This window comes from Delftia sp. K82 (assembly GCF_002193035.1).
In the GTDB taxonomy this organism is placed as follows: Bacteria; Pseudomonadota; Gammaproteobacteria; order Burkholderiales; family Burkholderiaceae_C; genus Comamonas; species Comamonas acidovorans.
On record NZ_MYFL01000001.1, the window covers coordinates 368,406 to 389,965 of the forward strand.

Sequence of the window (21,560 nt, forward strand, 5' to 3'; positions counted from 1 at the left end):
GGCCGCATCCTCTCACTTCGGGAATAATCGGGGACTATGGCAACACAGTCCCCTTTTTCTTTTCTGAACGGTCTCATGGAACGCGTGATGGCCGGTCCGCAACCGCCGCAATGGCTGGTCAGCGAGGTGCATCAGCGCCTCGTGCTGTTCCTCAACCATGTGCTGATGCAGGAGAAAGAGGCGATGGAGCGCCTCGTGCGGCAAAAGGGCCGCGTGGCGCGCGTGCAGTGGCGCGGCTACTCCATGGCCCTGCAGATCACGCCCGCCGGCCTGTTCAACGTGGCGCCCGAAGGCGCGCAGCCCGACCTGCTGCTTGAAGTCACCGAGACCTCCCCGCTGGCCCTGGCCCAGGTGGCCCTGCGCGGCGACAAGCCCTCCATCCGCATCGAGGGCGACGTGCAACTGGCCGCAGACATCAACTGGCTGGTGGACCACGTCGAATGGGACGTGGAGGAAGACCTGGCCCGCATCATCGGCGATGCGCCCGCGCACACCGTGGCCAAGGTCGCGCGCAGCGCCGCCCAGGCGCTGCGCCAGTTCGTGGGCGCCCGCATGGCCGGCAAGCCCGATGCCGATGCCCCCGCCCCCGAGGCCGCACGTGCGGCAGCGCCCGCCAGCGCGCCCGTTGGTTCCCCCGTGGTATCCCTGCCCGGTTTCGAGAACGACAAGCCATGAGCCGGTTTCTTCGCGGGCTGACCATCCTCTGGGTGGTGTTCCGCTACGGACTCGACGAACTGGTGCTGTCGAGCTTCGAGCATCCCTGGATGCGCCGCGCACGCGCGGTGCTCACGCTGGGCCGGCGGCTGGACAAGCCGCGCGGCCAGCGCCTGCGCGAGGCCCTGGAGGAGTTGGGGCCCATCTTCGTGAAGTTCGGCCAGGTGCTGTCCACGCGCAGCGACCTGATGCCGCCCGACGTGGCCGAGGAGCTGGCCCGGTTGCAGGACCGCGTGCCGCCCTTCGATTCGCAGATTGCGGTGGACACCATCGAGCGCGCCTTCCGCAAGAAGCTGGACCAGATCTTCGTGAGCTTCGAGCGCGAGCCGGTGGCCAGCGCCTCCATCGCCCAGGTGCACTTCGCAGTGATCAGCGACCGCAACGGCGTGCAGCGCGACGTGGCCGTCAAGGTGCTGCGTCCGGGCATGAAGACCGTGATCGACAAGGACCTGGCGCTGATGCACATGATGGCGCGCTGGGTCGAGCGCCTGTCGGCCGACGGCAAGCGCCTCAAGCCCCGCCAGGTTGTGGCCGAGTTCGACAACTACCTGCACGACGAGCTGGACCTGATCCGCGAAGCCTCCAACGCCGCGCAGCTGCGCCGCAACATGGAAGGGCTGGACCTGGTGCTGATCCCCGAGGTGTACTGGGATTTCTGCCGCAACGACGTGATGGTCATGCAGCGCATGACCGGCGTGCCCATCAGCCAGGTCGAGCGCCTGCGCGAAGCCGGCGTGGACATCCCCAAGCTGGCACGCGACGGCGTGACCATCTTCTTCACCCAGGTCTTTCGCGATGGCTTCTTTCACGCCGACATGCACCCGGGCAACATCATGGTCAGCCTGGAGCCCGAGACCTTCGGGCGCTACATCTCGCTGGACTTCGGCATCGTCGGCACGCTGACCGAGTACGACAAGGAATACCTGGCGCAGAACTTCACGGCCTTCTTCCGCCGTGACTACAAGCGCGTGGCCGAGCTGCACATCGAAAGCGGCTGGGTGCCGCCGAGCACGCGCGTGGACGAGCTGGAGGCCGCCATCCGCGCCGTCTGCGAGCCGTACTTCGACCGTCCGCTGGCCGAGATTTCGCTGGGCATGGTGCTGATGCGCCTGTTCCAGACCTCGCGCCGCTTTCAAGTCGAGATCCAGCCGCAACTGGTGCTGCTGCAAAAGACGCTGCTCAACATCGAAGGCCTGGGGCGCCAGCTGGACCCCAACCTGGACCTGTGGAGCACGGCCAAGCCCTTCCTCGAAAAATGGATGCTGGACCAGATGGGCCCGCAACGGCTGTGGCGCGAGCTGCTGGCCGAGGCGCCGCGCTATGCCAAGCTCATTCCCGAGCTGCCGCGCCTGATCCATCGCCGGCTCACGCGCAACTCCGGCGAGCACGACGAACTGCTCAAGGAGCTGCTGCAGCAGCAAAAGCTCACCAACCGCCTGTTGCAGGCCATCGTCAGCGCCGGTATCGGCTTTGTCATAGCGCTGATCCTGCTGCAACTGGCGGTGCGGCTGCGCTGGTACTGAGAACACTGACGGGTTTCCGGACCTCTCCCTTTTCCCACTTTGAAACAGGAGTGCCAGCGTGCTGCTCTCTATGGTGATCGCCTACCTGTTCGTGACCATCGCCATCGGCCTGTGGGCGGCCAGGCGGGTCAAGAACACGGCCGACTTCGCAATTGCCGGGCGCCATCTGCCCATGTACATGATCATCACCACCACGTTTGCCACGTGGTTCGGCTCGGAGATCGTGCTCGGCGTGCCCGCCAAGTTCATCGAGGGCGGCCTGCGCGGCGTGGTCGAAGACCCGTTCGGCGCGGGCATGTGCCTGATCCTGGTGGGCCTGTTCTTCGCGGGCAAGCTCTACCGCATGACGCTGCTGACCATCAGCGACTACTACCGCCACCGCTATGGCCGGTCCATCGAGATCGTCTGCTCGCTGATCATCATGCTCAGCTACCTGGGCTGGGTCTCGGCCCAGGTCACGGCCCTGGGCCTGGTGTTCAACCTGCTGTCGGGCGGCATGGTCAGCATTTCCATGGGCATGGCCATCGGTGTGGTGTCCATCCTGGCCTATACGCTGTTCGGCGGCATGTGGTCGGTGGCGGTGACGGACTTCCTGCAGATGATCATCCTGGTCGTCGGCCTGGTGGTGCTGGCCTGGTTTGCCAGCGACATGGCTGGCGGTGCCGGCAAGGTCATCGACCTGGCCGTGAGCCGCGATCTGTTCCAGTTCTGGCCCGAGCCCAGCTGGCATGAGATCCTCTTCTTCTTTGGCGCGGCCATCACCATGATGCTGGGCTCCATTCCCCAGCAGGACGTGTTCCAGCGCGTGATGTCGGCCCACAGCGAGAAGGCTGCCACGCGCGGCACCGTCATCGGTGGCTCGGCCTATATCTGCTTCGCCTTCGTACCCATGTTCCTCGTGGCCAGCGCGCTGATCATCATGCCGCAGGAGGCAGCGGAACTGCTCAAGCAGGACCCGCAGAAGGTGCTGCCCACCCTGGTCATGGACAAGATGCCCTTCGTCATGCAGGTGCTGTTCTTCGGCGCGCTGCTGTCGGCCATCAAGTCCTGTGCCTCGGCCACGTTGCTGGCGCCCAGCGTGACCTTCACCGAGAACATCTGGCGCCAGTTCCGCACCCAGGCCAGCGACCGGGAAATGCTGCTGGCCATGCGCATCAGCGTGCTCGTCTTCAGCATCTGCGTGCTGGCCTACTCGATCAAGATGGAAGGAACGCCCATCTATGAGCTGGTCTCCAGCGCCTACCAGGTGCCGCTGGTCGGCGCCTTCGTGCCCCTGGTCTTCGGGCTGTACTGGAAGCGCGCCACCACGCAGGGCGCCATTTGCGCCGTGGCACTGGGCATTGGCGTGTGGGTGGTCTTCATGGCCACGCCGGCTTTGCACGAGGCATTTCCGCAGCAATTGGCGGGACTGCTGGCGGCTGTGACGGGGATGGTGGCCGGGTCATTGGCACCCCAGTGGCTGGCCAATCGCAGCGCAGACATTCTTGAGTTCAGCCCCGAAAGGTAAGCGCCGTCACACCATCATTTGCAAAAACAATTGATGAAAATCATCAATAGTTATTAACTATATAGTCGGCGGCTGGGATTGTGGAGGACCCGGAATGCCGACTTGGGTGGTGTGAAGCACAGGTCCTGACAGTACGGCGGACCTCCGAATAGCAAACGCTTGGGAGGAAGCACCGTCATGAAAACACTCAAACTGATTGCGAGGGCTCGCCAGCTGAAGCAGCGGCCTGTTGCCGGCGTCCGGTTCCGATGGAGGTGGCTTGGAGGCGCCTTGCTTGTGCCAGCCCTGTGCGGCCAGGTGGCAATGGCTGCGCCGAGGATCCCAGTCGCGCCGGTCATTGTCTGGAGCGAGGATTTCGAAAACCCGCAGACACCCCCCATCACCACGGAGGGGCGGGATCTGCTGGCCTACCAGGGCGCGGACCCTGCGGGGCAGACGTACACCGCCGACCCCCTGTACCGGATGAGCGCCAACCAGTGCAATGGCATAGTGACGTCCTTCAGCCAGGCTCCAGATTCGACGGTGATGATTGCGGCCTGCTCGGACCAAGGCAATTGGAACAACCTGCAGCAGATGGCCGAGGTCGCCGGGCGCTATCAGGGCCAGAGTGCGGCGGCTGCAAGCAAGAACCATGTCATGGCAATGCTTACAGCGAATGGGACCTTTCCTGCTGGCGCAATTGCATTTCGCACCGCCACCAATATTGCACAAAGCGCCAGCAGCAGATTCCTCACTGCCCGTACCGATGTGGTGGCGACCTTCTGCTCGTCGGCATTTATCGCCCCGCTGCTGCGTTTTTCCCTGATCAATGACGCTGGTACGGAACTGCCCATCTCCACGAACGCGATCAATCCATGCGTGGGTGGACAGTCATTCAATACAACACCTATCGGTATTGCCGACACCCAGACCGCTGTGGCCCAGACGGTGACTTCTCCGGGGGCACTGCTCTTCAGCGGGGCCTCTGTCGGGTTTGTTCTGCACAACGACCAGACCGGCTCCATGGGCAACGATTCGTCGATCGACAACGCGCAGATCATCGACGTGACGCCGCAGCTGGACAAGGCCTTCTCGCCTGCCAGCATCCAACTCGGCCAGGTCTCCCGGCTGACCATGACCATCACCAATACGACCGATCTGCTGCGCAAGCGAGGCTGGTCGTTTACCGACAACCTGCCTGCAGGACTGGTCGTCGAGGGCAATGCCAGCACCACCTGCCCCGGCACGACCGTGCAGGCGGCAGCAGGCGGCAGCACCGTGACCGTGTCCAACGGAGACTTGGCCCAGGGCGCCGCCTTCTGCGAGGTGAGCCTCGACGTGCGCCCGACCGCGACAGGCAGCTTCACCAACGGTTCTTCCAACCTCAGTCTTATTGGCCTGAACCAGCCGGCCACACTGGCTGTGCTGGCGGTTGCGCCAGCGGCCGACATGCAGGCCGCCAGCGTTGATCTTCCGCCGTCCATGACGGTGGGGGCACCGGTATCCGGCAGCTTCAGCTGCACCAACGCGGGACCCAGCCCTGCGGCGGCAGCCTCGTGCGCCATTTCAGGTCTGCCGGCAGGCGCTTCCGTGTCCTGCACTCCCGCTGTTCCTACAGGATCGCCGCTGGCCGCAGGCGACAGCATCGCCTGCACGGTAGGCTTCACGCCTGCTGTCACGGGCACCATCACGGCACTGGTGACGGCCGGCAGTGCAACGACAGATCTGGTGCCAAGCAACAATACGATGTCCTTCCCCTACAACCCAGGGGAGTCGGCGGACATGAGGGCCACGGAGCTGACCCTGCCGGCCTCCATGGCGGTGGGCACGCCAGCATCCGGCAGCTTCAGCTGCACCAACGCGGGGCCCAGCCCTGCGGCGGCAGCCTCGTGCGCCATTTCAGGTCTGCCCGCAGGCGCGTCCGTGTCCTGCACTCCCGCTGTACCTACAGGATCGCCGCTGGCCTCGGGCGCCCGCATCGACTGCACGGTGGGCTTCACGCCCACAGCGGGCGGGGCATTCACGGCCCTGGTCTCCGCCAGCAGTGGCACGCAGGACCCGGTGCCTGCCAACAACACGATCTTGCGCCCCTACAGCCCCGGGGAGCGTGCCGACATGCAGGCCAGCGCCATCACGCTTCCCCTGACCATGACGGTGGGCGTGCCGGTGTCCGGCAGTTTCAGCTGCACCAATGCCGGCCCCAGTGCGGCCACGGCGGCCTCGTGCGTGATCTCCGGCCTGCCAGCCGGGGCGACCACGTCCTGCACACCCAGCGTGCCCACGGCCTCGCCATTGGCATCGGGCGGCAGCATCGCCTGCACAGTGCAGTTCACGCCCACCACAACGGGCACCATCGCGGCCTTGGTGACGGCGAGCAGCAGCACGGTGGATCCGGTGCCGGCCAACAACACCAAGGCCCACCCCTTCAACCCCGTGGAGCGGGCCGACATGCAGGCCACCAGCGTCACGCTGCCGGCCACCGCCAACGTGGGTGTTCCCGTGAAGGGATCGTTCATCTGCACGAATGCCGGCCCCAATGCGGCGGCCTTTACCAATTGCTCCATCGCAGGGTTGCCGGCAGGTGCCAGCACCTCATGCACGCCTGCTGTGCCGACAGGCGCGCCGCTGGCCTCGGGTGCCAGCATTTCCTGCACGGTGAGCTTCACGCCCACCACGCAGGGCAGCCTGACAGCCACCGTGACGGCGGTCAGTGGAACCACGGACCCGGAGCCGGCCAACAATTCGCGGGATCAGGAATTGGTGGTTGCTGCCGCATTGACGCCGGAGCCGGTCCCCGCCACCGGGGTGCCCGCCCTGGTGCTGATGGGCCTTGCCGTCATGCTGGCCGGTATGGGGATGCAGCGGCGCCGGGCACGGCGCTGACCATGGATGCGGCAGGCGCCCCGGCAGCGGGGCCGGCACCGCCCTGATGGAATGCCAGTCCCCGCGACTGGCATTTTGCATTTCGGGCCATCAGGTACCGACTGATGCATGCGGCTTGCGGCTTTCCGGCCTGGGCCTTTGGGGGCAAGGCAGCCGCAGTATCAGGCGGATGCCTATAATCGAAAGTTTTGCATCTTCTCTCGTATAAGCATTAGCGCCATGCCTATTTATGCATACAAGTGTGGCTCCTGCGGTCATGCCAAGGACGTGCTGCGGAAAATCTCGGATGCTCCGCTGACGACCTGCCCGGCCTGTGGTGCCGAGGCCTTTTCCAAGCAGCTGACGGCTGCCGGCTTCCAGCTCAAGGGCTCGGGCTGGTACGCGACCGACTTCAAGAACAGCGGCAGCAAGAGCGCCGCCACGCCGGCTCCAGCGGCAGACACCCAGGCCTCGGATACATCTGCCGCACCTGCGGCAACTGCGCCTGCTGCGGCCCCCGCATCTGCTCCCGCACCCTCCACGGGCCATTAATCAAGGCTTGCATTTCTCATGTCCGCTCTGCGCAAATGGCTGTTCGCCGGCCTGCTGGTGATTGTTCCTCTGGTGATCACGCTGGGCGTGCTCAACTGGATCATCGGCACGCTGGACCAGACGCTGGCCATCCTGCCCGAGGCCTGGCATCCGGACCGGCTGCTGGGTTTCCACATTCCCGGCTTCGGTGTGGTGCTCACGCTGCTGATCCTGCTGGTGGTTGGCGCTGCGGCCAGCAACTTCATCGGCCGCAAGCTTGTCTCCTGGGGCGATGCGGTGGTCAGCCGCATTCCCGTAGTGCGCTCCATCTATTCCAGCGTCAAGCAGGTGTCCGACACCGTCTTCTCGGACAGTGGCAATGCGTTTCGCACCGCCGTGCTGGTGCAGTGGCCGCGCGAAGGCGTCTGGACCGTGGCCTTTGTCACCGGCTCGCCCAGCGGAGAGGTCGCCGCCTATCTGCGTGACGAATACCTGAGCGTCTTCGTGCCGACAACGCCGAACCCGACGGGCGGCTATTTCGTCATCGTTCGCAAGAGCGATTGCATCGAGCTGGAAATGAGCGTGGATGCCGCGCTCAAGTACATTGTTTCGATGGGCGTGGTGACTCCTCCGGATCTCACACTGCCCGCGGAATCCAAATAACAAACTGTCGCGCCCATCCCGGGCGCAGGAAGCTTTTCATCATGGCCATGCGCTCCCATTACTGCGGTCTAGTGACCGAAGCCCTGATGGGCGAAACCGTTACCCTGTGCGGCTGGGTGAACCGTCGCCGCGACCATGGCGGTGTGATCTTCATCGACCTGCGCGACCGCGAAGGCTATGTGCAGGTGGTCTGCGACCCCGACCGTGCCGAGATGTTCAAGACCGCCGAAGGCCTGCGCAACGAGTTCTGCGTGCAGGTCAAGGGCCTGGTGCGCGCACGTCCCGAAGGCACGACCAACGACAAGCTCAAGAGCGGCCAGATCGAAGTGCTGTGCCACGAACTGAACGTGCTCAACGCCTCGGTCACGCCCCCGTTCCAGCTGGACGACGAGAACCTGTCCGAGACCGTGCGCCTGACCAACCGCGTGCTGGACCTGCGCCGCCCCTACATGCAGCGCAACATGATGCTGCGCTACCGCACGGCCATCCAGGTGCGCAACTTCCTGGACAAGGAAGGCTTCATCGACATCGAAACGCCCATGCTGGGCAAGAGCACGCCCGAAGGCGCGCGCGACTACCTGGTGCCCAGCCGTGTGCACGATGGCGAGTTCTTCGCCCTGCCGCAGTCGCCCCAGCTGTACAAGCAGATGCTGATGGTGGCCGGCTACGACCGCTACTACCAGATCACCAAGTGCTTCCGCGACGAAGACCTGCGCGCCGACCGCCAGCCCGAGTTCACGCAGATCGACTGCGAGACCTCGTTCCTGGGCGAAGAGGAAATCCGCGCCATCTTCCAGCGCATGATCACCGAGGTCTTCAAGACCCAGCTGGACGTGGATCTGGGCGAGTTCCCGATGATGACGTACCAGGATGCGGCCTTCCGCTTCGGCTCGGACAAGCCTGACCTGCGCGTCAAGCTCGAGTTCACCGAACTGACCGAAGTCATGAAGGACGTGGACTTCAAGGTGTTCTCCACCCCCGCCACGACCAAGGGCGGCCGCGTGGTCGCGCTGCGCGTGCCCGGCGGCTCGCAGATCTCGCGCGGCGAGATCGACCAGTACACCGAATTCGTCAAGATCTACGGCGCCAAGGGCCTGGCCTGGATCAAGGTCAACGAAGTGGCCAAGGGCCGCGATGGCCTGCAGTCTCCCATCGTCAAGAACCTGCATGACGCGGCCATTGCCGAGATCCTCAAGCGCACGGGCGCACAGGACGGCGACCTCATCTTCTTCGGCGCCGACAAGGAAAAGATCGTCAACGACTCCATCGGCGCGCTGCGCCTGAAGGTGGGTCACAGCGAATTCGGCAAGGCCAACGGCCTGTTCGAGAACCGCTGGGCGCCGCTGTGGGTGGTGGACTTCCCCATGTTCGAGCACGACGAGGAAAACGACCGCTGGGCGGCCGTGCACCATCCCTTCACCTCGCCCAAGGACGGCCACGAGGAGCTCATGGTCACCGACCCGGCCAACTGCCTGGCCAAGGCCTACGACATGGTCCTGAACGGCTGGGAACTGGGCGGCGGCTCGGTGCGTATCCACCGCGCCGACGTGCAGAGCAAGGTGTTTGACGCGCTCAAGATCTCGCCCGAAGACGCTCGCGCCAAGTTCGGCTACCTGCTGGACGCGCTGCAATACGGCGCGCCCCCGCACGGTGGCCTGGCCTTCGGCCTGGACCGCCTGATCACGCTGATGACGGGTGCCGACTCCATCCGTGACGTGATCGCCTTCCCCAAGACCCAGCGCGCCCAGGACCTGCTGACGCAGGCACCTTCGCCCGTGGACGAAAAGCAGCTGCGCGAGCTGCACATCCGCCTGCGCAACCCGCTGGCGGCCACCCAGGGCTGAGGACCGGGCCTGGCGGCTTGATACGGACGGCAGAAGCTGGCACAGCTTCTGCCGTTTTTCTTTTTGCGGAGAGCTTTCATGCGTTTTCAAGGCATTGCATCGGTGGCGCTGGCTGTGCTGGCAGGGCTGGGCCTGTCCGGCTGCGGGGAAAAGAAGACCGAGCTGGGGCAGGGCGGCTCGGAGATCACCGGCTCCGCCGGGCCCCTGGGCGCGAACAATGGCTCGCGCGAACTCGTGCGCTGCGACGCGCCCGTGGCCACGCTGGCCCTGGCCGAGAATCCCAACGGCTACGTCATGGGGTCGGGCTACCAGCTGCCCGCCTCGCCCGTGCCGCTGATCAAGCTGCTGGCCCAGCAAAGCGGGTGCTTTCGTGTGGTGGACCGGGGCGCGGGCCTGCGCGGCACGGTGCAGGAGCAGGACCTGAAGAACGCCGGCGTGCTGCGCGAGAACTCCACGGTACGCAAGGGCCGTGGCTATGAGGCGCAATACACGCTGACGCCCAGCCTGACCTTCAGCGAGCAGGACGCGGGCCGGGGCCTGGCCGGCGTGGTTGCCATGATTCCGGTGCTGCGGGACATCGCGGGGCTGGTCGGCATGGTCGAGCAGGTCAAGTTCAAGGAGGCGCAGACCGCGCTGCTGCTGTCGGACAACGAAACCACCGAGCAGGTGGCCGCTGCCACGGGCGCCGCCCGCACCACCGATCTGGGCGTGGGCGGCATGGTGCTGGGCCGCCTGGGCGCGGCGGGCGCGGGCTGGAGCAATACCAACGAGGGCAAGGTCATCGCCGCCGCCTTTCTGGATGCGCACAACCAGCTCGTGCATCAGGTTCGCGCGCTGCAGGCCAAGGAGCTGCCGCCTCCCGTGGCGACCAAAGCGGTCCAGGGCAAGGGCTGATGCCTGCCATGCCAGGCTACAAGATCCCTGAATCGGTGCTGGTCGTCATCTACCGCGATGACGGGCAGGTGCTGCTGATGCGCCGCACGGCACCGGCGCCTGAGGGCGGGGAGTTCTGGCAGTCGGTGACGGGCAGCAAGGACCATGAAGGCGAGTCCTGGCGCGAGACCGCAGTGCGCGAGGTGCGGGAAGAAACCGGCATCGATCCCGAGGCGCCCGGCTGCCTGCTGCAGGACTGGGCGCTGGAGAACATCTACACCATCTACCCGGCTTGGCAGCACCGCTATGCGCCCGGTGTATGGCACAACCGCGAGAGGGTTTTCGGCCTGCGGATTCCGTCCTACACCCCTGTGTTCTTGAATCCGAGGGAACATACCGCATCTGCTTGGCATCATTGGCATGACGCTGCCGAGCGCTGCTACTCCCCGTCCAATGCGGAAGCCATCCTGATGCTGCCGCGATTCGCTTCACTGGAGCTGGACTGATCCCGATCCCTGTGTTCCTGACCGCCTATGACTGACAACGTGAAATCCTCCCACGAGGTGGACCCCGGCCCGTCCATACTGCGCGTCGCGACCTACAACATCCACAAGGGCGTGCAAGGCATGGGTCCCGTGCGCCGCCTGGAAATCCACAACCTGGGACACGCTGTGGAGCAGCTCGATGCCGACATCGTCTGCCTGCAGGAAGTGCGCAAGATGAACCACAAGGAGGCCGCCTACTTCGAGCGCTGGCCCCAGGTGTCGCAGGCGGAGTACCTGGCTCCCCTGGGCTACGAGGCCGTCTACCGCACCAATGCCTACACGCGCCATGGCGAGCATGGCAACGCGCTGCTCACCCGCTGGCCCGTGGTGGGCCACCAGCACGAGGACATCTCCGACCACCGCTTCGAGCAGCGGGGCCTGCTGCATGTGGAGGTGGAAGTGCAGAACCGGCGCGTGCACACCATCGTGGTGCACCTGGGCCTGATCCCCGGCAGCCGCGTGCGCCAGGTCTCACAGCTCAAGCGCTTCATCGAGCGCGAGGTGCCGCCCGGCGCGCCCGTGGTGGTAGCTGGCGACTTCAACGACTGGGGTGGCCAGATCAAGCGCATGCTTGGCGGTTTCGGCCTGTACGAATACGACGAATTGCCCAGCGTGCCCACCTATCCCTCGCGCCTGCCGCTGGCCCAGCTGGACCACGTCTACGTGCGCGGCCTCACCCCGCTGGGCCTGCATGTGCCCAAGGGACGCATCTGGTGGCGCATGTCCGACCATCTGCCGCTGATTGCCGAATTCCGCCTCTAGCCCCGGGTTCTGTCACACAAGCCATTCTTTTGCTATTTAAATGATAGCTTTCAGCGCGGGCAGAACCTGCGTTTGGGTGGAAAATCCCTTGCGTGCCATGCCGCGGGTTTCGCTGTTACCATGCCAGCCATGTTCAGAGAACTCGTCGACATGAAACAAGACAGCCAGGCCGAGGGCACCCCCGTCTCGGTCAAGATCCGCGAACGGTTGAAGCAGGCGCAAAAGCGCTTTCATGCGAACGACAACATCTCCGAATTCATCGAGCCCGGTGAACTCGAGCTGTTGCTCGACGAAGTCCAGGACAAGATGCAGGGCGTGCTCGACAGCATGGTCATCGACACCACGCACGACCACAACACGCGCGCCACGGCGCGCCGCGTGGCCAAGATGTATGTCAACGAGGTGTTCCGTGGCCGCTATGTGGCGCAGCCCGCCATCACCGAGTTCCCCAACGCCGAGCACCTCAACGAGCTGATGATCGTCGGCCCGATCACGGTGCGCAGCGCCTGCAGCCACCATCTGTGCCCGGTGATCGGCAAGATCTGGATCGGCGTGCTGCCCAACAAGAACACCAATGTCATCGGCCTGTCCAAGTACGCGCGGCTGGTGGACTGGATCATGGGCCGCCCCCAGATCCAGGAAGAGGCCATCATCCAGCTGGCCGACCTGATCCTCGACAAGACCCGCCCTGACGGCCTGGCCGTGGTCATGGAGGCTTCGCACTTCTGCATGTCCTGGCGCGGCGTGCGCGAGATGGACAGCAAGATGCTGAACTCCGTCATGCGCGGCGCCTTCCTCACCAATCCTGAACTGCGCCGCGAGTTCCTCTCGCTGGTGTCCAGCCGCAGGTAACTCCCCGGGGTGGCGTCCCCGGACGCCTCAGACAAGACCCCAGGCTGCGCAGTGCGCGGCCTTTTTTCTTTCCCGCGCCAAGCCCGAGCCCCCGCTTTCCCCGGACCTGCCCATGTCGCTGCAAGCCTTTGCCCTGATCATCATTGCCGGCCTCATCCATGCCGGCTGGAACATCGTGGCCAAGAAGGCGGGCGGCGACTCGCGCTTCGCCTTCTTCACCTCGGTCATCATGATGGTGATCTGGGCACCGCTGGGCTGGTGGGTGGGGCGCGATGTGGTGCCCACATGGGGGCGCAACGAATGGCTGGTGGTGCTGGCCAGCGGCCTGCTGCACGTGGCCTACTACGTGACCTTGCTGCGCGGCTACCGCAGCGCGGACCTCACCGTGGTCTATCCGCTGGCGCGCGGCTCGGGGCCGCTGCTGTCGTCCATGGTGGCGGTGGTCTTCCTGGGGGAGCGGATTTCCTCGCTGGGCGTGCTGGGCATTGCCGGCGTGGTGGTTGGCGTGTTCCTGATCGCGGGCGGCCCCGGCCTGCTGCGCGCACGCCATGACCCCGAAGCGCGCGAGCGGCTGCGGCTGGGCCTGTGGTACGGCCTGCTGACGGGCGCCTTCATCGCCAGCTACACCGTGGTGGACGGCTACGGCGTGAAGATGCTGCTGATGTCGCCCATCCTCATCGACTACATGGGCAACTTCGTGCGCGTATTCCTCCTCGCTCCCGTGGTGCTGCGCGACCTGCCCACTGCGCGCAGCCTGTGGCGCACGCAGTGGCGCTTCGCGGCCCTGGTGGCGCTGATCAGTCCCATCGCCTATGTGCTGGTGCTCTACGCCATGCAGGATGCGCCCATGTCGCACGTGGCGCCTGCGCGCGAAGTCTCCATGCTGTTCGCGGCGCTGATCGGCGGGCACATGCTGCGCGAAGGCGACCGCCTGGCGCGCATTGCGGGCGCGGTGTGCATTGCCGTCGGCGTGACGGCGCTGGGCCTGGGCTGAGCACCATGGCTGCAATGCGGGTGTTGGGCTGCGATTTCAGCAGCCGGCCTACGGCGCGCAAGCCCATCACCATGGCCCTGGGCCGTCTGCTGGCTGGCGACACGGTGGTCCTGCAGGATTTGCTGGAGTTCGCCTCGCTGGACGCATGGGCCGCCTGGCTGGCCCGGCCCGCCGATTCGGCGCAGTCGGCGCAGTCGGCCTGGGTGGGCGGATTCGACCTGCCTTTTGGCCTGCCGCGCGAACTGGTGGAGCAACTCGCCTGGCCCATGGACTGGGCGGCCTGCATGGATCACTACGCCGGCCTCACGCGCCAGGCCATACGCGAGCAGTTCAGGGCCTTTTGCGCGGCGCGGCCCGCAGGCGGCAAGTTCGCGCACCGCGCCACGGACGGGCCTGCCGGTGCCAGCCCTTCCATGAAATGGGTGAACCCGCCCGTGGCCTACATGCTGCATGCCGGGCTGCCCTTGCTGCGCGCGGCCGGCGTGCATCTGCCGGGCCTGCAACGGCCAGGCGAAGGCGATGCGCGCCGCGTGGCGCTGGAAGCCTACCCGGGCATGCTGGCGCGCGCCGTGATCGGCCGCCGCAGCTACAAAAGCGACGAGCCCGCACGGCAAACGCCCGAACGCCATCAGGCGCACGTGCAATTGCTGGCGGCGCTGGAGAGCGGCGACAACCCGCTGGCGCTGCGCCTGCAGATTGATGGCGAAGAAACCCGCAACCAGTTGCTGGCGGACGGCAGCGGAGACCGGCTGGACGCCGTGATCTGCATGCTGCAGGCCGCCTGGGCTGCGGCCCGCCATGCGCAGGGCGATGCGCTCTACGGGCTGCCGCACGACCTGGACCCGCTGGAAGGCTGGATCGTCACGGCGCAAGCCTGACCCAAGCCGCGCTGGAACATGCGATGAATCGAAAAGAGAGAAGCGATGCCGACCTTTGAAACCCTGCTGGCCTTTTTTGGCGTGGCCGTGCTGCTGGGCCTGAGCCCGGGGCCTTACAACCTGTTTGTGCTTATGCAATCGGCCCAGCGCGGCTGGCGCGTGGGGCTGTGCGTGGTGCTGGGCCTGTGCCTGGGGCTGGTGGTGCATACGGCGGCGGTTGCGTTGGGCCTGGCGGCGCTGGTGGCTGCATCGCCCCTGCTGTTCACCGCCATCAAGCTGTGCGGCGCGGCCTATCTGGCCTGGCTGGCCTGGGGCGCGCTGCGCGCCGTGGCCCGGCCGGGCGAGATGCCGCAGGCCGGCGCAGCCGACCCGCTGACCCCCGCACGGGCGCTGCGCTGGGTGGGGCGTGGCGTGGTGATGAACCTCACCAATCCCAAGGTGCTGATCTTCTTCCTGGCCTTTCTGCCGCAGTTCGCGGACCCCGCGCGCGGCAGCGTGGCCACCCAGGTGATGGTGCTGGGCTGCGTGTTCATGCTGGCGGCGCTGCTGGTGTTCGGCGCCATCGCCTGCTGTTCGGGCTGGTTCGGCGTGCTGCTTCAGCGCTCCGTGCGCGCCCAGAACTGGCTCAACCGCGTGGCCGGTCTGGTCTTTCTGGGCATGGCCGTGCGGCTGGCCCTGGTGCAGCGTTAGGAATACTCTGCTTTTCGCTGCGGGCCACGGCGCAAGGGCCGGGCCGTGGCACAGTCCACGCCATGCTTTCCCGATTGCGCAATCTTTCATGGCCTGCCGCCTTGCTGATGGCGGGATTGTCCGGACTGGCCCTGCTGATGGTGGCGGCCTGGCTGGTGGGCAGCCTGTTGAGCCAGCCGGACCACCAGCCTGTCGGCGCGCCGCCTGCGGACTGGCCGGTCCAGACGCTGCAGTTGCCCACCGACGAGGGCGGGCAGGTCCGGGGCTGGTTCGCCAAGGGGCAGCCGGGCCATGGTGCCGTGCTGCTGCTGCACGGCGTGTACGCAGACCGGCTGGCCATGCTGGCGCGTGCGCGCATGCTCCATCGGCAGGGGTACTCCGTCTGCCTGATCGACCTGCCCGCGCACGGCGAAAGCAGTGGCGAGCGCATCAGCTTCGGCATGGTCGAAGGCGCAGGCGTGCGTGCCGCCATGGCCTATGTGCGGCAGCAGCTGCCTGGCGAGAAAGTGGCGGTGATCGGCACATCGCTGGGCGGTGCGGCCCTGCTTTTGTCCCATGTGGCGCCGGGGCCGGATGCGGTGGTGCTGGAGTCGGTGTTCCCCGACATCCGGCAGGCCATAGACAACCGCGTGCGCGCGCACATCGGCTGGCTGGCGGACGTGGTCACGCCCTTGCTGGCGTGGCAGCTGCCGCTGCGCCTGCATCTGGAGCTGGCGCAACTGCGTCCCATCGACCATGTGAAGGCGCTGGGCGCTCCCGTGCTGATCGCGGCCGGCCTGCAGGACAGGCACACCACGCCCGCAGAAACGCGCGAGCTGTTCGATGCGGCGCGTGAACCCAAGGCGCTGTGGATGGTGGAAGGCGCCGCGCATGTGGACCTGTACGACTACGCGCCCCAGCCCTACGAGCAGCGGGTGCTGGGATTCCTGGATCGATATCTGGGCCATTGATGGAGACAATGGCGGGCAGGCCTTGACCTGCCCATCTGACGCCGTCTCCACCAAGCCCATGCCACAGACCACGGCCCACACCATTGCCATTGCCCAGGTCCTGCAGATCGTGCAGGGCGTGCAGCGCAATGGCATGGATGTGCCAGCCATCCTGCGCCGCGCCGGCATTGCGCCGGCCTTGCTGGATGCGCCGCTGTCGCGCGTGACCCAGGCGCAGTACGCGGCGCTGATCCGCGTGCTGCGCCGCGTCTGCCGCGACGAGCTGTGGGGCCTGTGCCGCCATCCGCTGCCCGTGGGCAGTTTTGCCCAGGCCTGCCGCACCATGCTGCCCTGCCGCACGCTGGGCGAGGCATTGCAGGGCGGGCTGCGTTTCTACCGCCTGGTGCTGCGCGACTTCGCTCCCCGGCTGCAGGTGGTGGATGGCGTGGCCCGCATCGCCATGGTGTCGCTGCGCGAGCGTGATGCGCCGCTGGCCTATGCCGAGCGTTCCTTTTGCTTTCTGGGCTATGGCGTCATGTCCTGGCTGGTGTCGCGCAGGATTGAGCTGACGGGCGTGTGCGCGCCTGCCGGAGCCAGCATGCCGTATGGCACGGAGGCGCAGCGCCTGTTCCTGGCGCCGCTGCAGCGGGACCGCGACTTCACGGGGCTGGAGTTCGATGCGCGCTGGCTGGAGCTGCCCGTGGTGCAGACCCCGGAGAGCCTGGCCGAATTCCTGGACCAGGCGGCCATGGGCCTGGTGATCCGCTACCGCGACCGCACGCGCTTGGGCGAGCGCATCCGCCGCCTGCTGCGCCGCGACCTGGCGGGGGAGCTGCCGTCGCTGGAGCAGGTGGGCGCCGCGCTGTCCATGACACCGCAGACGCTGCGCCGCCGCCTGCGCGACGAAGGCCTGGGCTTCCAATCCCTCAAGGACGACCTGCGCCGCGACGCCGCCATCGAACTGCTGAACCGCCCGGATCTGACCCTGGCCGACATTGCGGCCCGCGTGGGGTTTGCGGAGGCCAGCACCTTTCACCGCGCCTTCAAGGGCTGGACCGGCCTGCCGCCGGGCGCCTACCGGCAGGCCCAGCATCGCGGCCGCTGATCTTTTTTGCCAATCATTTTGAGACGATCGGCGATTGGTGGCTGAAGGCCCGGTGGCCACACTGTCCATGGACCCTGCCACTGCGGCAGGGCACACCGCCCCGCCAACGAGGGCGGAGCACCGAAGGACAAGGAGACAAGCCATGGAATCGAGCCGACGCGGCTGCCTGCGGGCAGCGCTGGCATGCGCTGCCAGCGCCTCACTGGGCGCTGCCCTGGGAACGGCATCGCCGATCGCCTTTGCACAGCCGGCAGGCGGTGCCTATCCGTCCAAGCCGCTGCGCATGGTGATTCCCTATCCGGCGGGTGGCGGCACGGACATCATCGGCCGCATCATTGCCCAGCAACTGAGCCAGGCCTGGGGCCAGCCCGTGGTGGTGGAGAACCGGCCGGGCTCCAGTGGCATCATCGGCGGCGATGTGGTGGCCAAGTCGGCGCCCGATGGCTATACGCTGCTGCTGGGGATCACGGCCATGATCCAGGCGCCTGCGCTGTACGCCAGGATGCCTTATGACGTGCTCAAGGACTTTGCCCCCGTATCGCAGGTGGCCTTGTCCTCGGACCTGTTCGTGGTGCCGCGCGACGTGCCGGCCACGACGCTGCAGGAGTTCATCGCCCTGGTCAAGGCCCATCCGGGCAAGTACAGCAACGGCAACTACGGCAACGGCACCTCCTCGCACATGCATGGCGAACTGCTGCGTGCCAGGGCCGGGCTGGATCTGGCGCTGATTCCCTACAAGGGCGCGGCACCGCTGGTCAACGATGTGCTGGGCGGGCAGCTGTCGTCGGCTTTCATCGACGTGTCTTCGGCCAATGCGCACCTGAAGTCCGACAAGATCCGCATCCTGGCCATCACCGGCATGCAGCGCCATCCGGCGCTGCCCGATGTGCCCACCTTTGCCGAGCTGGGGCTGGCGGGCTTCGAGGCCAATGGCTGGTTCGCCACCTTCGTGGCGGCGGGAACGCCCCGGCCCATCGTGGACAAGCTCTCGGCCGAGGTGCGGCGCATCGTGGCCTCGCCCGAACTCAGCGGCCGCCTGGCGGCCATGGGGCTGCGCCCGGTGGGCGGCACGCCCGAGGAGCTGTCAGCGGCCATGGCGCGCGACCTGCCGCGCTGGGCGCGCATCGTCAAGGATGCGGGAATCAGGCTGGAGTAGCCGGCACTGCTCGTGCCCGCGCCTGTGCCCCGTCTTCGCTGTCGCCAGTGCCCTGGCCCGGAGGCAGGGGCTGTGGCCAGGCAGGCTGCGGCGGCCGCAGCTGCTCCAGCACGCGGCTGAGCCGCAGCACGCCCAGGTCGTCAAAGCGGCGGCCCGCGATCTGCACGCCAATGGGCAACTGACCGTCATGCCCGCAGGGCACGGACGCGGCGGGCTGCTCGGACATGTTGTAGGGCACGGTGAAGGCAATGTGCTCCAGCGGTCGCAGCGGGTCGTTGGTGGGGCTGGGCAGGTGGGCCGGGAAAGCCGTGATGGGCGCCACGGGCGACAGCACATAGTCGAAGGCCGCCGTGGCACGCACCGTGGCCACGCGCAGCAGGTGCGACTGCTGGCTTGCCACGAACAGCTGGGTGGCGGTGATGGACCCGGCACTGTCGGCCCAGTCGCGGATGAAGGGCAGGACCACGCGGCGCTGGGCGTCCGGCAGCGACTGCATTTCCACATGCGAGCGCATACGCCAGAAATGGTCGAGGCCGTCGAGCATGTCGCGGGTGAGCCAGGGCTGGATGATCTCGATATGGGCGCCGGCCGATTCCAGCCAGGCCGCAGCCTGCTCCACCACGGCACGCACGCGGGGCTGCAGGGGCAGGCCGCAGCCGGCATCCAGCAGCAGGCCTATGCGCAGGCCGCGCACCTGGGCGGGGTCCATGTCGAAGCCGCTCCAGGCAATGTCCTGGTGCGGCAGACCCATGCTGTCGCGCGCATCGGGCAGGGACAGCGCCTGCATCATCAGCGCGGCATCGGCCACGCTGCGCGTCATGGGGCCGGCGCAGCGGCCGGTGTAGGGCGGGTCGATGGGCACGCGGCCCAGGCTGGGCTTGAGGCCGAAGATGCCGCACCAGCCTGCGGGCAGGCGGATGGAGCCGCCAATGTCCGTGCCCACATGCAGCGGCCCGTAGCCGGCCGCCGCAGCGGCGCCCGCGCCTGCGCTGGAGCCGCCCGGCGTCTTGTCCAGGTCCCAGGGGTTGAAGGTGTTGCCGTGCAGCGAGGACAGGCCCGAGGACAGCATGCCGTAGTCGGGCATGGTGGTCTTGGCGAAGAGGATGGCGCCCGCTTCGCGCAGGCGCGCTGCGGGCGGTGCGTCCAGCGGGGCCGCGACCTGCGGCATGGCGGCCGTGCCCACGGGCGTGGGGTCGCCGCGCGTGGCGATGTTGTCCTTGACCGTGGCGGGGACGCCGTCAAGCAGGCCTGCCGGCTCGCCGCGCAGCCAGCGGGCCTCGCTGGCGCGTGCCTGGGCCAGGGCGGCCTCGGGGCGCAGCAGGTAGGTGGCGCCCAGGGCCGGCTCCCAGCGCTGCACATGGGCCAGCAGCTCGTGCATGACCTCGACGGGCGAGAGGCTGCGCTCCCGGTAGGCGCGCAGCAGCGCATGGGCGGGTAGGTCGTGCAGGGCCTGTGTCGTTCCAGTCATCGCGGCTTCCTCGAGGATGGCGGTTTCAGCGGCAGATCTGCCGCAGTGTGGACCGGGGCCACCGGCGCGCCTGTCGCCTGTGGCTCAGCCGGTGCGCGGTTCAGGTGGCCCAGGACAGTGCCGAGAGATCGTTGACGAAGATGGGCATGTCCTTCCACAGTCCGCGCAGGTTCTTGTTGGCCACGGTGACCCATTGCGGCGTGTAGAGGAAGGCGTGCACGCAATCCTGGGCCAGCAGGCGCTGGGCATCGCCCAGCAGGCGCGAGCGGTCGGCGGGGCGCGAGGCGTTCTTGATCTTGTCGTACAGCTCGTTGAACTGGGACGACTGGTAGCCCCAGTAGTAATCGGGCTTGGCGAAGTTGCCCAGGTCGAAGGGCTCGACATGGGAGATCAGCGTCAGGTCGTAGTTCTTGAGGGTGTAGGTGCCCGACAGCCACTGCGCCCATTCGACGTTCTGCAGCTTGGCGCGGATGCCGATCTTGGCCAGCTGCGCGGCAATCACCTCGCCGCCCTGGCGCGCGTAGGGCGTGGGCGGCAGGGTCATGGTCAGCTCCAGCGGGGTCTTGACGCCGGCCTCGGCCAGCAGCGCCTTGGCCTTTTCCACGTCGAAGGGGTTGATGCCCGTGGTGTCCACGTAGCCAAAGGCCGTGGGCACGTAGTAGCTGCCGATGGGCAGGCCGTAGCCGTCGCCCGCGCCGTCGATCACGGCCTTGCGGTCGATGGCCGCGGCGATGGCGCGGCGCACGCGCGCGTCGCCCAGGGGCTTGCGTGCGTTGTTCATGGCCAGGATGGTCTTGGCGCGCGAGCCGCTGACCACGACCTGGAAGCGCCCGTTGGCCTTGAACTGGGCCACGCTGCGCGGCGTCACGCGCGGGAAGGCATCGACATCGCCAGCCAGCAGCGCAGCGACCTGGGCCGCAGGGTCCGAGATGAAGCGAAAGCTGGCGCGGCGAATGCGCAGGCCGGAGGCCATGCGGTGCTGCGGCCAGGCCGTGAGCGTGACCGAGGCGCCCTTGCTCCAGTTGCCCAACTGGTAGGGGCCCGTGCCCACGGGGCGCGTGGCGTTGGTGGCCGCGCTCTTGGGCTCGACGATGATGGAAGTCGCCTGGCCGAGCACGAAGAGGAAGTCGGGATCGATGTCCTTGTTGATCACGACCACAGTGTGGTCGTCCACCACGCGCGTGGACAGGGAGGCGAAGGTCCGCTTGTCCTTGTTGGTGCTCTTGTCGTCGCCCGCCCGGTCGAAGGAATACTTCACGCTGTGGGCGTTGCAGGGCTCGCCGTTCTGAAAACTCACGCCCTTGCGCAGGCGGAAGGTGTAGGTCTTGAGGTCGGGCGAGACCTCCCAGCTCTCGGCCAGCAGCGGCGAGACGCTGCCGTCCGGGTTGATCTTGGTCAGCGTCTCGAACAGGTTGTAGAGCACGATCTCGCCGATGGACGATGCGGCGCCGGCCGTGGGGTCCAGCCCCGGGGGCTCCAGCGTCATCGCCAGCGTGATGCTGTCCTTGCGGCTCTGGGCCAGCGCAGGCCAGGGCATCAGCAGGGGCAGGCCGGCAGCAGCGGAGCTGGCCAGCAGGGAACGGCGGTTGAACATGAACAGGTCTCCGGAAATTCTTGCAGATGGTTCTCGGGCCGCTGTCTGCGGCCTGCAGCAGTGTTTTTACACCACGGCGCACGGGTGCGTG

At 66.9% G+C, this 21,560-nt stretch carries 19 protein-coding genes; 17 read left to right on the forward strand and 2 right to left on the reverse strand.

Annotated features, from left to right (window positions below):
• Window positions 1–36 precede the first annotated feature (36 nt).
• The 17 genes from KDK82_RS01585 (at window position 37) to KDK82_RS01665 (ending at window position 18,407) form a co-directional block, all read left to right on the forward strand.
• Entirely contained in the window at window positions 37–675 is a 639-nt protein-coding gene (locus KDK82_RS01585; protein WP_065345757.1) for an SCP2 domain-containing protein, read from the forward strand.
• Complete coding sequence (ubiB, locus tag KDK82_RS01590; RefSeq protein ID WP_088163873.1) at window positions 672–2,237, forward strand: ubiquinone biosynthesis regulatory protein kinase UbiB; 1,566 nt, start codon at window positions 672–674, stop codon at window positions 2,235–2,237. The genes KDK82_RS01585 and ubiB overlap by 4 nt, the downstream gene beginning before the upstream one ends.
• A 58-nt stretch (window positions 2,238–2,295) precedes the next feature.
• Window positions 2,296–3,744, forward strand: a complete 1,449-nt coding sequence (locus KDK82_RS01595) for a sodium:solute symporter family protein (protein ID WP_088163874.1) — start codon at window positions 2,296–2,298, stop codon at window positions 3,742–3,744.
• Window positions 3,745–4,746: 1,002 nt separating this feature from the next.
• Complete coding sequence (locus tag KDK82_RS33065) at window positions 4,747–6,606, forward strand: DUF11 domain-containing protein (protein ID WP_256974383.1); 1,860 nt, start codon at window positions 4,747–4,749, stop codon at window positions 6,604–6,606.
• Between the two features lie 219 nt (window positions 6,607–6,825).
• Complete coding sequence (locus KDK82_RS01605; RefSeq protein ID WP_034396889.1) at window positions 6,826–7,137, forward strand: FmdB family zinc ribbon protein; 312 nt, start codon at window positions 6,826–6,828, stop codon at window positions 7,135–7,137.
• Between the two features lie 18 nt (window positions 7,138–7,155).
• Window positions 7,156–7,779, forward strand: coding sequence for a DUF502 domain-containing protein (locus tag KDK82_RS01610; RefSeq protein ID WP_012207252.1), 624 nt, complete (start codon window positions 7,156–7,158; stop codon window positions 7,777–7,779).
• A 41-nt stretch (window positions 7,780–7,820) separates the two neighbouring features.
• Window positions 7,821–9,623, forward strand: coding sequence for an aspartate--tRNA ligase (gene aspS / locus KDK82_RS01615; RefSeq protein ID WP_043824963.1), 1,803 nt, complete (start codon window positions 7,821–7,823; stop codon window positions 9,621–9,623).
• A 78-nt stretch (window positions 9,624–9,701) separates the two neighbouring features.
• On the forward strand, window positions 9,702–10,517 hold the full coding sequence (locus KDK82_RS01620; RefSeq protein ID WP_088163875.1) for a CsgG/HfaB family protein: 816 nt from the start codon (window positions 9,702–9,704) through the stop codon (window positions 10,515–10,517).
• Window positions 10,517–11,002 carry a dihydroneopterin triphosphate diphosphatase gene (nudB, locus tag KDK82_RS01625; RefSeq protein ID WP_012207249.1) on the forward strand — a complete coding sequence of 162 codons (486 nt, stop codon included), beginning with the start codon at window positions 10,517–10,519 and terminating at the stop codon, window positions 11,000–11,002. The genes KDK82_RS01620 and nudB overlap by 1 nt, the downstream gene beginning before the upstream one ends.
• A 27-nt stretch (window positions 11,003–11,029) precedes the next feature.
• On the forward strand, window positions 11,030–11,803 hold the full coding sequence (locus tag KDK82_RS01630) for an endonuclease/exonuclease/phosphatase family protein (protein WP_012207248.1): 774 nt from the start codon (window positions 11,030–11,032) through the stop codon (window positions 11,801–11,803).
• Between the two features lie 129 nt (window positions 11,804–11,932).
• Window positions 11,933–12,655 carry a GTP cyclohydrolase I gene (gene folE / locus KDK82_RS01635; protein ID WP_013800846.1) on the forward strand — a complete coding sequence of 241 codons (723 nt, stop codon included), beginning with the start codon at window positions 11,933–11,935 and terminating at the stop codon, window positions 12,653–12,655.
• A gap of 112 nt (window positions 12,656–12,767) precedes the next feature.
• Window positions 12,768–13,649, forward strand: a complete 882-nt coding sequence (locus tag KDK82_RS01640; RefSeq protein WP_088163876.1) for an EamA family transporter — start codon at window positions 12,768–12,770, stop codon at window positions 13,647–13,649.
• 14 nt (window positions 13,650–13,663) lie between these two features.
• Window positions 13,664–14,527 (forward strand): DUF429 domain-containing protein, encoded by an 864-nt coding sequence (locus KDK82_RS01645; RefSeq protein WP_088163877.1) that lies wholly within the window; start codon window positions 13,664–13,666, stop codon window positions 14,525–14,527.
• 45 nt (window positions 14,528–14,572) lie between these two features.
• Entirely contained in the window at window positions 14,573–15,217 is a 645-nt protein-coding gene (locus tag KDK82_RS01650) for a LysE family translocator (RefSeq protein ID WP_088163878.1), read from the forward strand.
• A gap of 62 nt (window positions 15,218–15,279) precedes the next feature.
• A complete protein-coding gene (locus KDK82_RS01655) occupies window positions 15,280–16,167 on the forward strand; it encodes an alpha/beta hydrolase (protein WP_088163879.1) in 888 nt (295 codons plus the stop codon).
• Between the two features lie 58 nt (window positions 16,168–16,225).
• Window positions 16,226–17,251 (forward strand): AraC family transcriptional regulator, encoded by a 1,026-nt coding sequence (locus KDK82_RS01660; protein WP_088163880.1) that lies wholly within the window; start codon window positions 16,226–16,228, stop codon window positions 17,249–17,251.
• Between the two features lie 142 nt (window positions 17,252–17,393).
• Window positions 17,394–18,407 (forward strand): tripartite tricarboxylate transporter substrate binding protein, encoded by a 1,014-nt coding sequence (locus tag KDK82_RS01665; protein ID WP_088163881.1) that lies wholly within the window; start codon window positions 17,394–17,396, stop codon window positions 18,405–18,407.
• On the opposite strand, the gene KDK82_RS01670 is transcribed toward KDK82_RS01665, so the two are convergent.
• Window positions 18,394–19,875, reverse strand: coding sequence for an amidase (locus KDK82_RS01670; protein WP_088163882.1), 1,482 nt, complete (start codon window positions 19,873–19,875; stop codon window positions 18,394–18,396). The two genes, KDK82_RS01665 and KDK82_RS01670, sit on opposite strands and share 14 nt — an antisense overlap.
• A gap of 100 nt (window positions 19,876–19,975) precedes the next feature.
• Window positions 19,976–21,469, reverse strand: a complete 1,494-nt coding sequence (locus KDK82_RS01675) for an ABC transporter substrate-binding protein (RefSeq protein WP_012207239.1) — start codon at window positions 21,467–21,469, stop codon at window positions 19,976–19,978.
• Window positions 21,470–21,560 lie beyond the last annotated feature (91 nt).

What these genes read in the sequence shown, in the direction of transcription:
- KDK82_RS01650 (WP_088163878.1), top strand. Translation starts at nt 14,573, where the DNA reads ATGCCGACCTTTGAAACCCTGCTGGCCTTTTTTGGCGTGGCCGTGCTG.
- KDK82_RS01630 (WP_012207248.1), top strand. Translation starts at nt 11,030, where the DNA reads ATGACTGACAACGTGAAATCCTCCCACGAGGTGGACCCCGGCCCGTCC.
- KDK82_RS01645 (WP_088163877.1), top strand. Translation starts at nt 13,664, where the DNA reads ATGCGGGTGTTGGGCTGCGATTTCAGCAGCCGGCCTACGGCGCGCAAG.
- KDK82_RS01605 (WP_034396889.1), top strand. Translation starts at nt 6,826, where the DNA reads ATGCCTATTTATGCATACAAGTGTGGCTCCTGCGGTCATGCCAAGGAC.
- KDK82_RS33065 (WP_256974383.1), top strand. Translation starts at nt 4,747, where the DNA reads ATGGGCAACGATTCGTCGATCGACAACGCGCAGATCATCGACGTGACG.
- aspS (WP_043824963.1), top strand. Translation starts at nt 7,821, where the DNA reads ATGGCCATGCGCTCCCATTACTGCGGTCTAGTGACCGAAGCCCTGATG.
- KDK82_RS01665 (WP_088163881.1), top strand. Translation starts at nt 17,394, where the DNA reads ATGGAATCGAGCCGACGCGGCTGCCTGCGGGCAGCGCTGGCATGCGCT.
- KDK82_RS01585 (WP_065345757.1), top strand. Translation starts at nt 37, where the DNA reads ATGGCAACACAGTCCCCTTTTTCTTTTCTGAACGGTCTCATGGAACGC.
- KDK82_RS01640 (WP_088163876.1), top strand. Translation starts at nt 12,768, where the DNA reads ATGTCGCTGCAAGCCTTTGCCCTGATCATCATTGCCGGCCTCATCCAT.
- ubiB (WP_088163873.1), top strand. Translation starts at nt 672, where the DNA reads ATGAGCCGGTTTCTTCGCGGGCTGACCATCCTCTGGGTGGTGTTCCGC.
- folE (WP_013800846.1), top strand. Translation starts at nt 11,933, where the DNA reads ATGTTCAGAGAACTCGTCGACATGAAACAAGACAGCCAGGCCGAGGGC.
- KDK82_RS01670 (WP_088163882.1), bottom strand. Translation starts at nt 19,875, where the DNA reads ATGACTGGAACGACACAGGCCCTGCACGACCTACCCGCCCATGCGCTG.
- KDK82_RS01675 (WP_012207239.1), bottom strand. Translation starts at nt 21,469, where the DNA reads ATGTTCAACCGCCGTTCCCTGCTGGCCAGCTCCGCTGCTGCCGGCCTG.
- KDK82_RS01655 (WP_088163879.1), top strand. Translation starts at nt 15,280, where the DNA reads ATGCTTTCCCGATTGCGCAATCTTTCATGGCCTGCCGCCTTGCTGATG.
- KDK82_RS01620 (WP_088163875.1), top strand. Translation starts at nt 9,702, where the DNA reads ATGCGTTTTCAAGGCATTGCATCGGTGGCGCTGGCTGTGCTGGCAGGG.
- KDK82_RS01610 (WP_012207252.1), top strand. Translation starts at nt 7,156, where the DNA reads ATGTCCGCTCTGCGCAAATGGCTGTTCGCCGGCCTGCTGGTGATTGTT.
- nudB (WP_012207249.1), top strand. Translation starts at nt 10,517, where the DNA reads ATGCCTGCCATGCCAGGCTACAAGATCCCTGAATCGGTGCTGGTCGTC.
- KDK82_RS01660 (WP_088163880.1), top strand. Translation starts at nt 16,226, where the DNA reads ATGCCACAGACCACGGCCCACACCATTGCCATTGCCCAGGTCCTGCAG.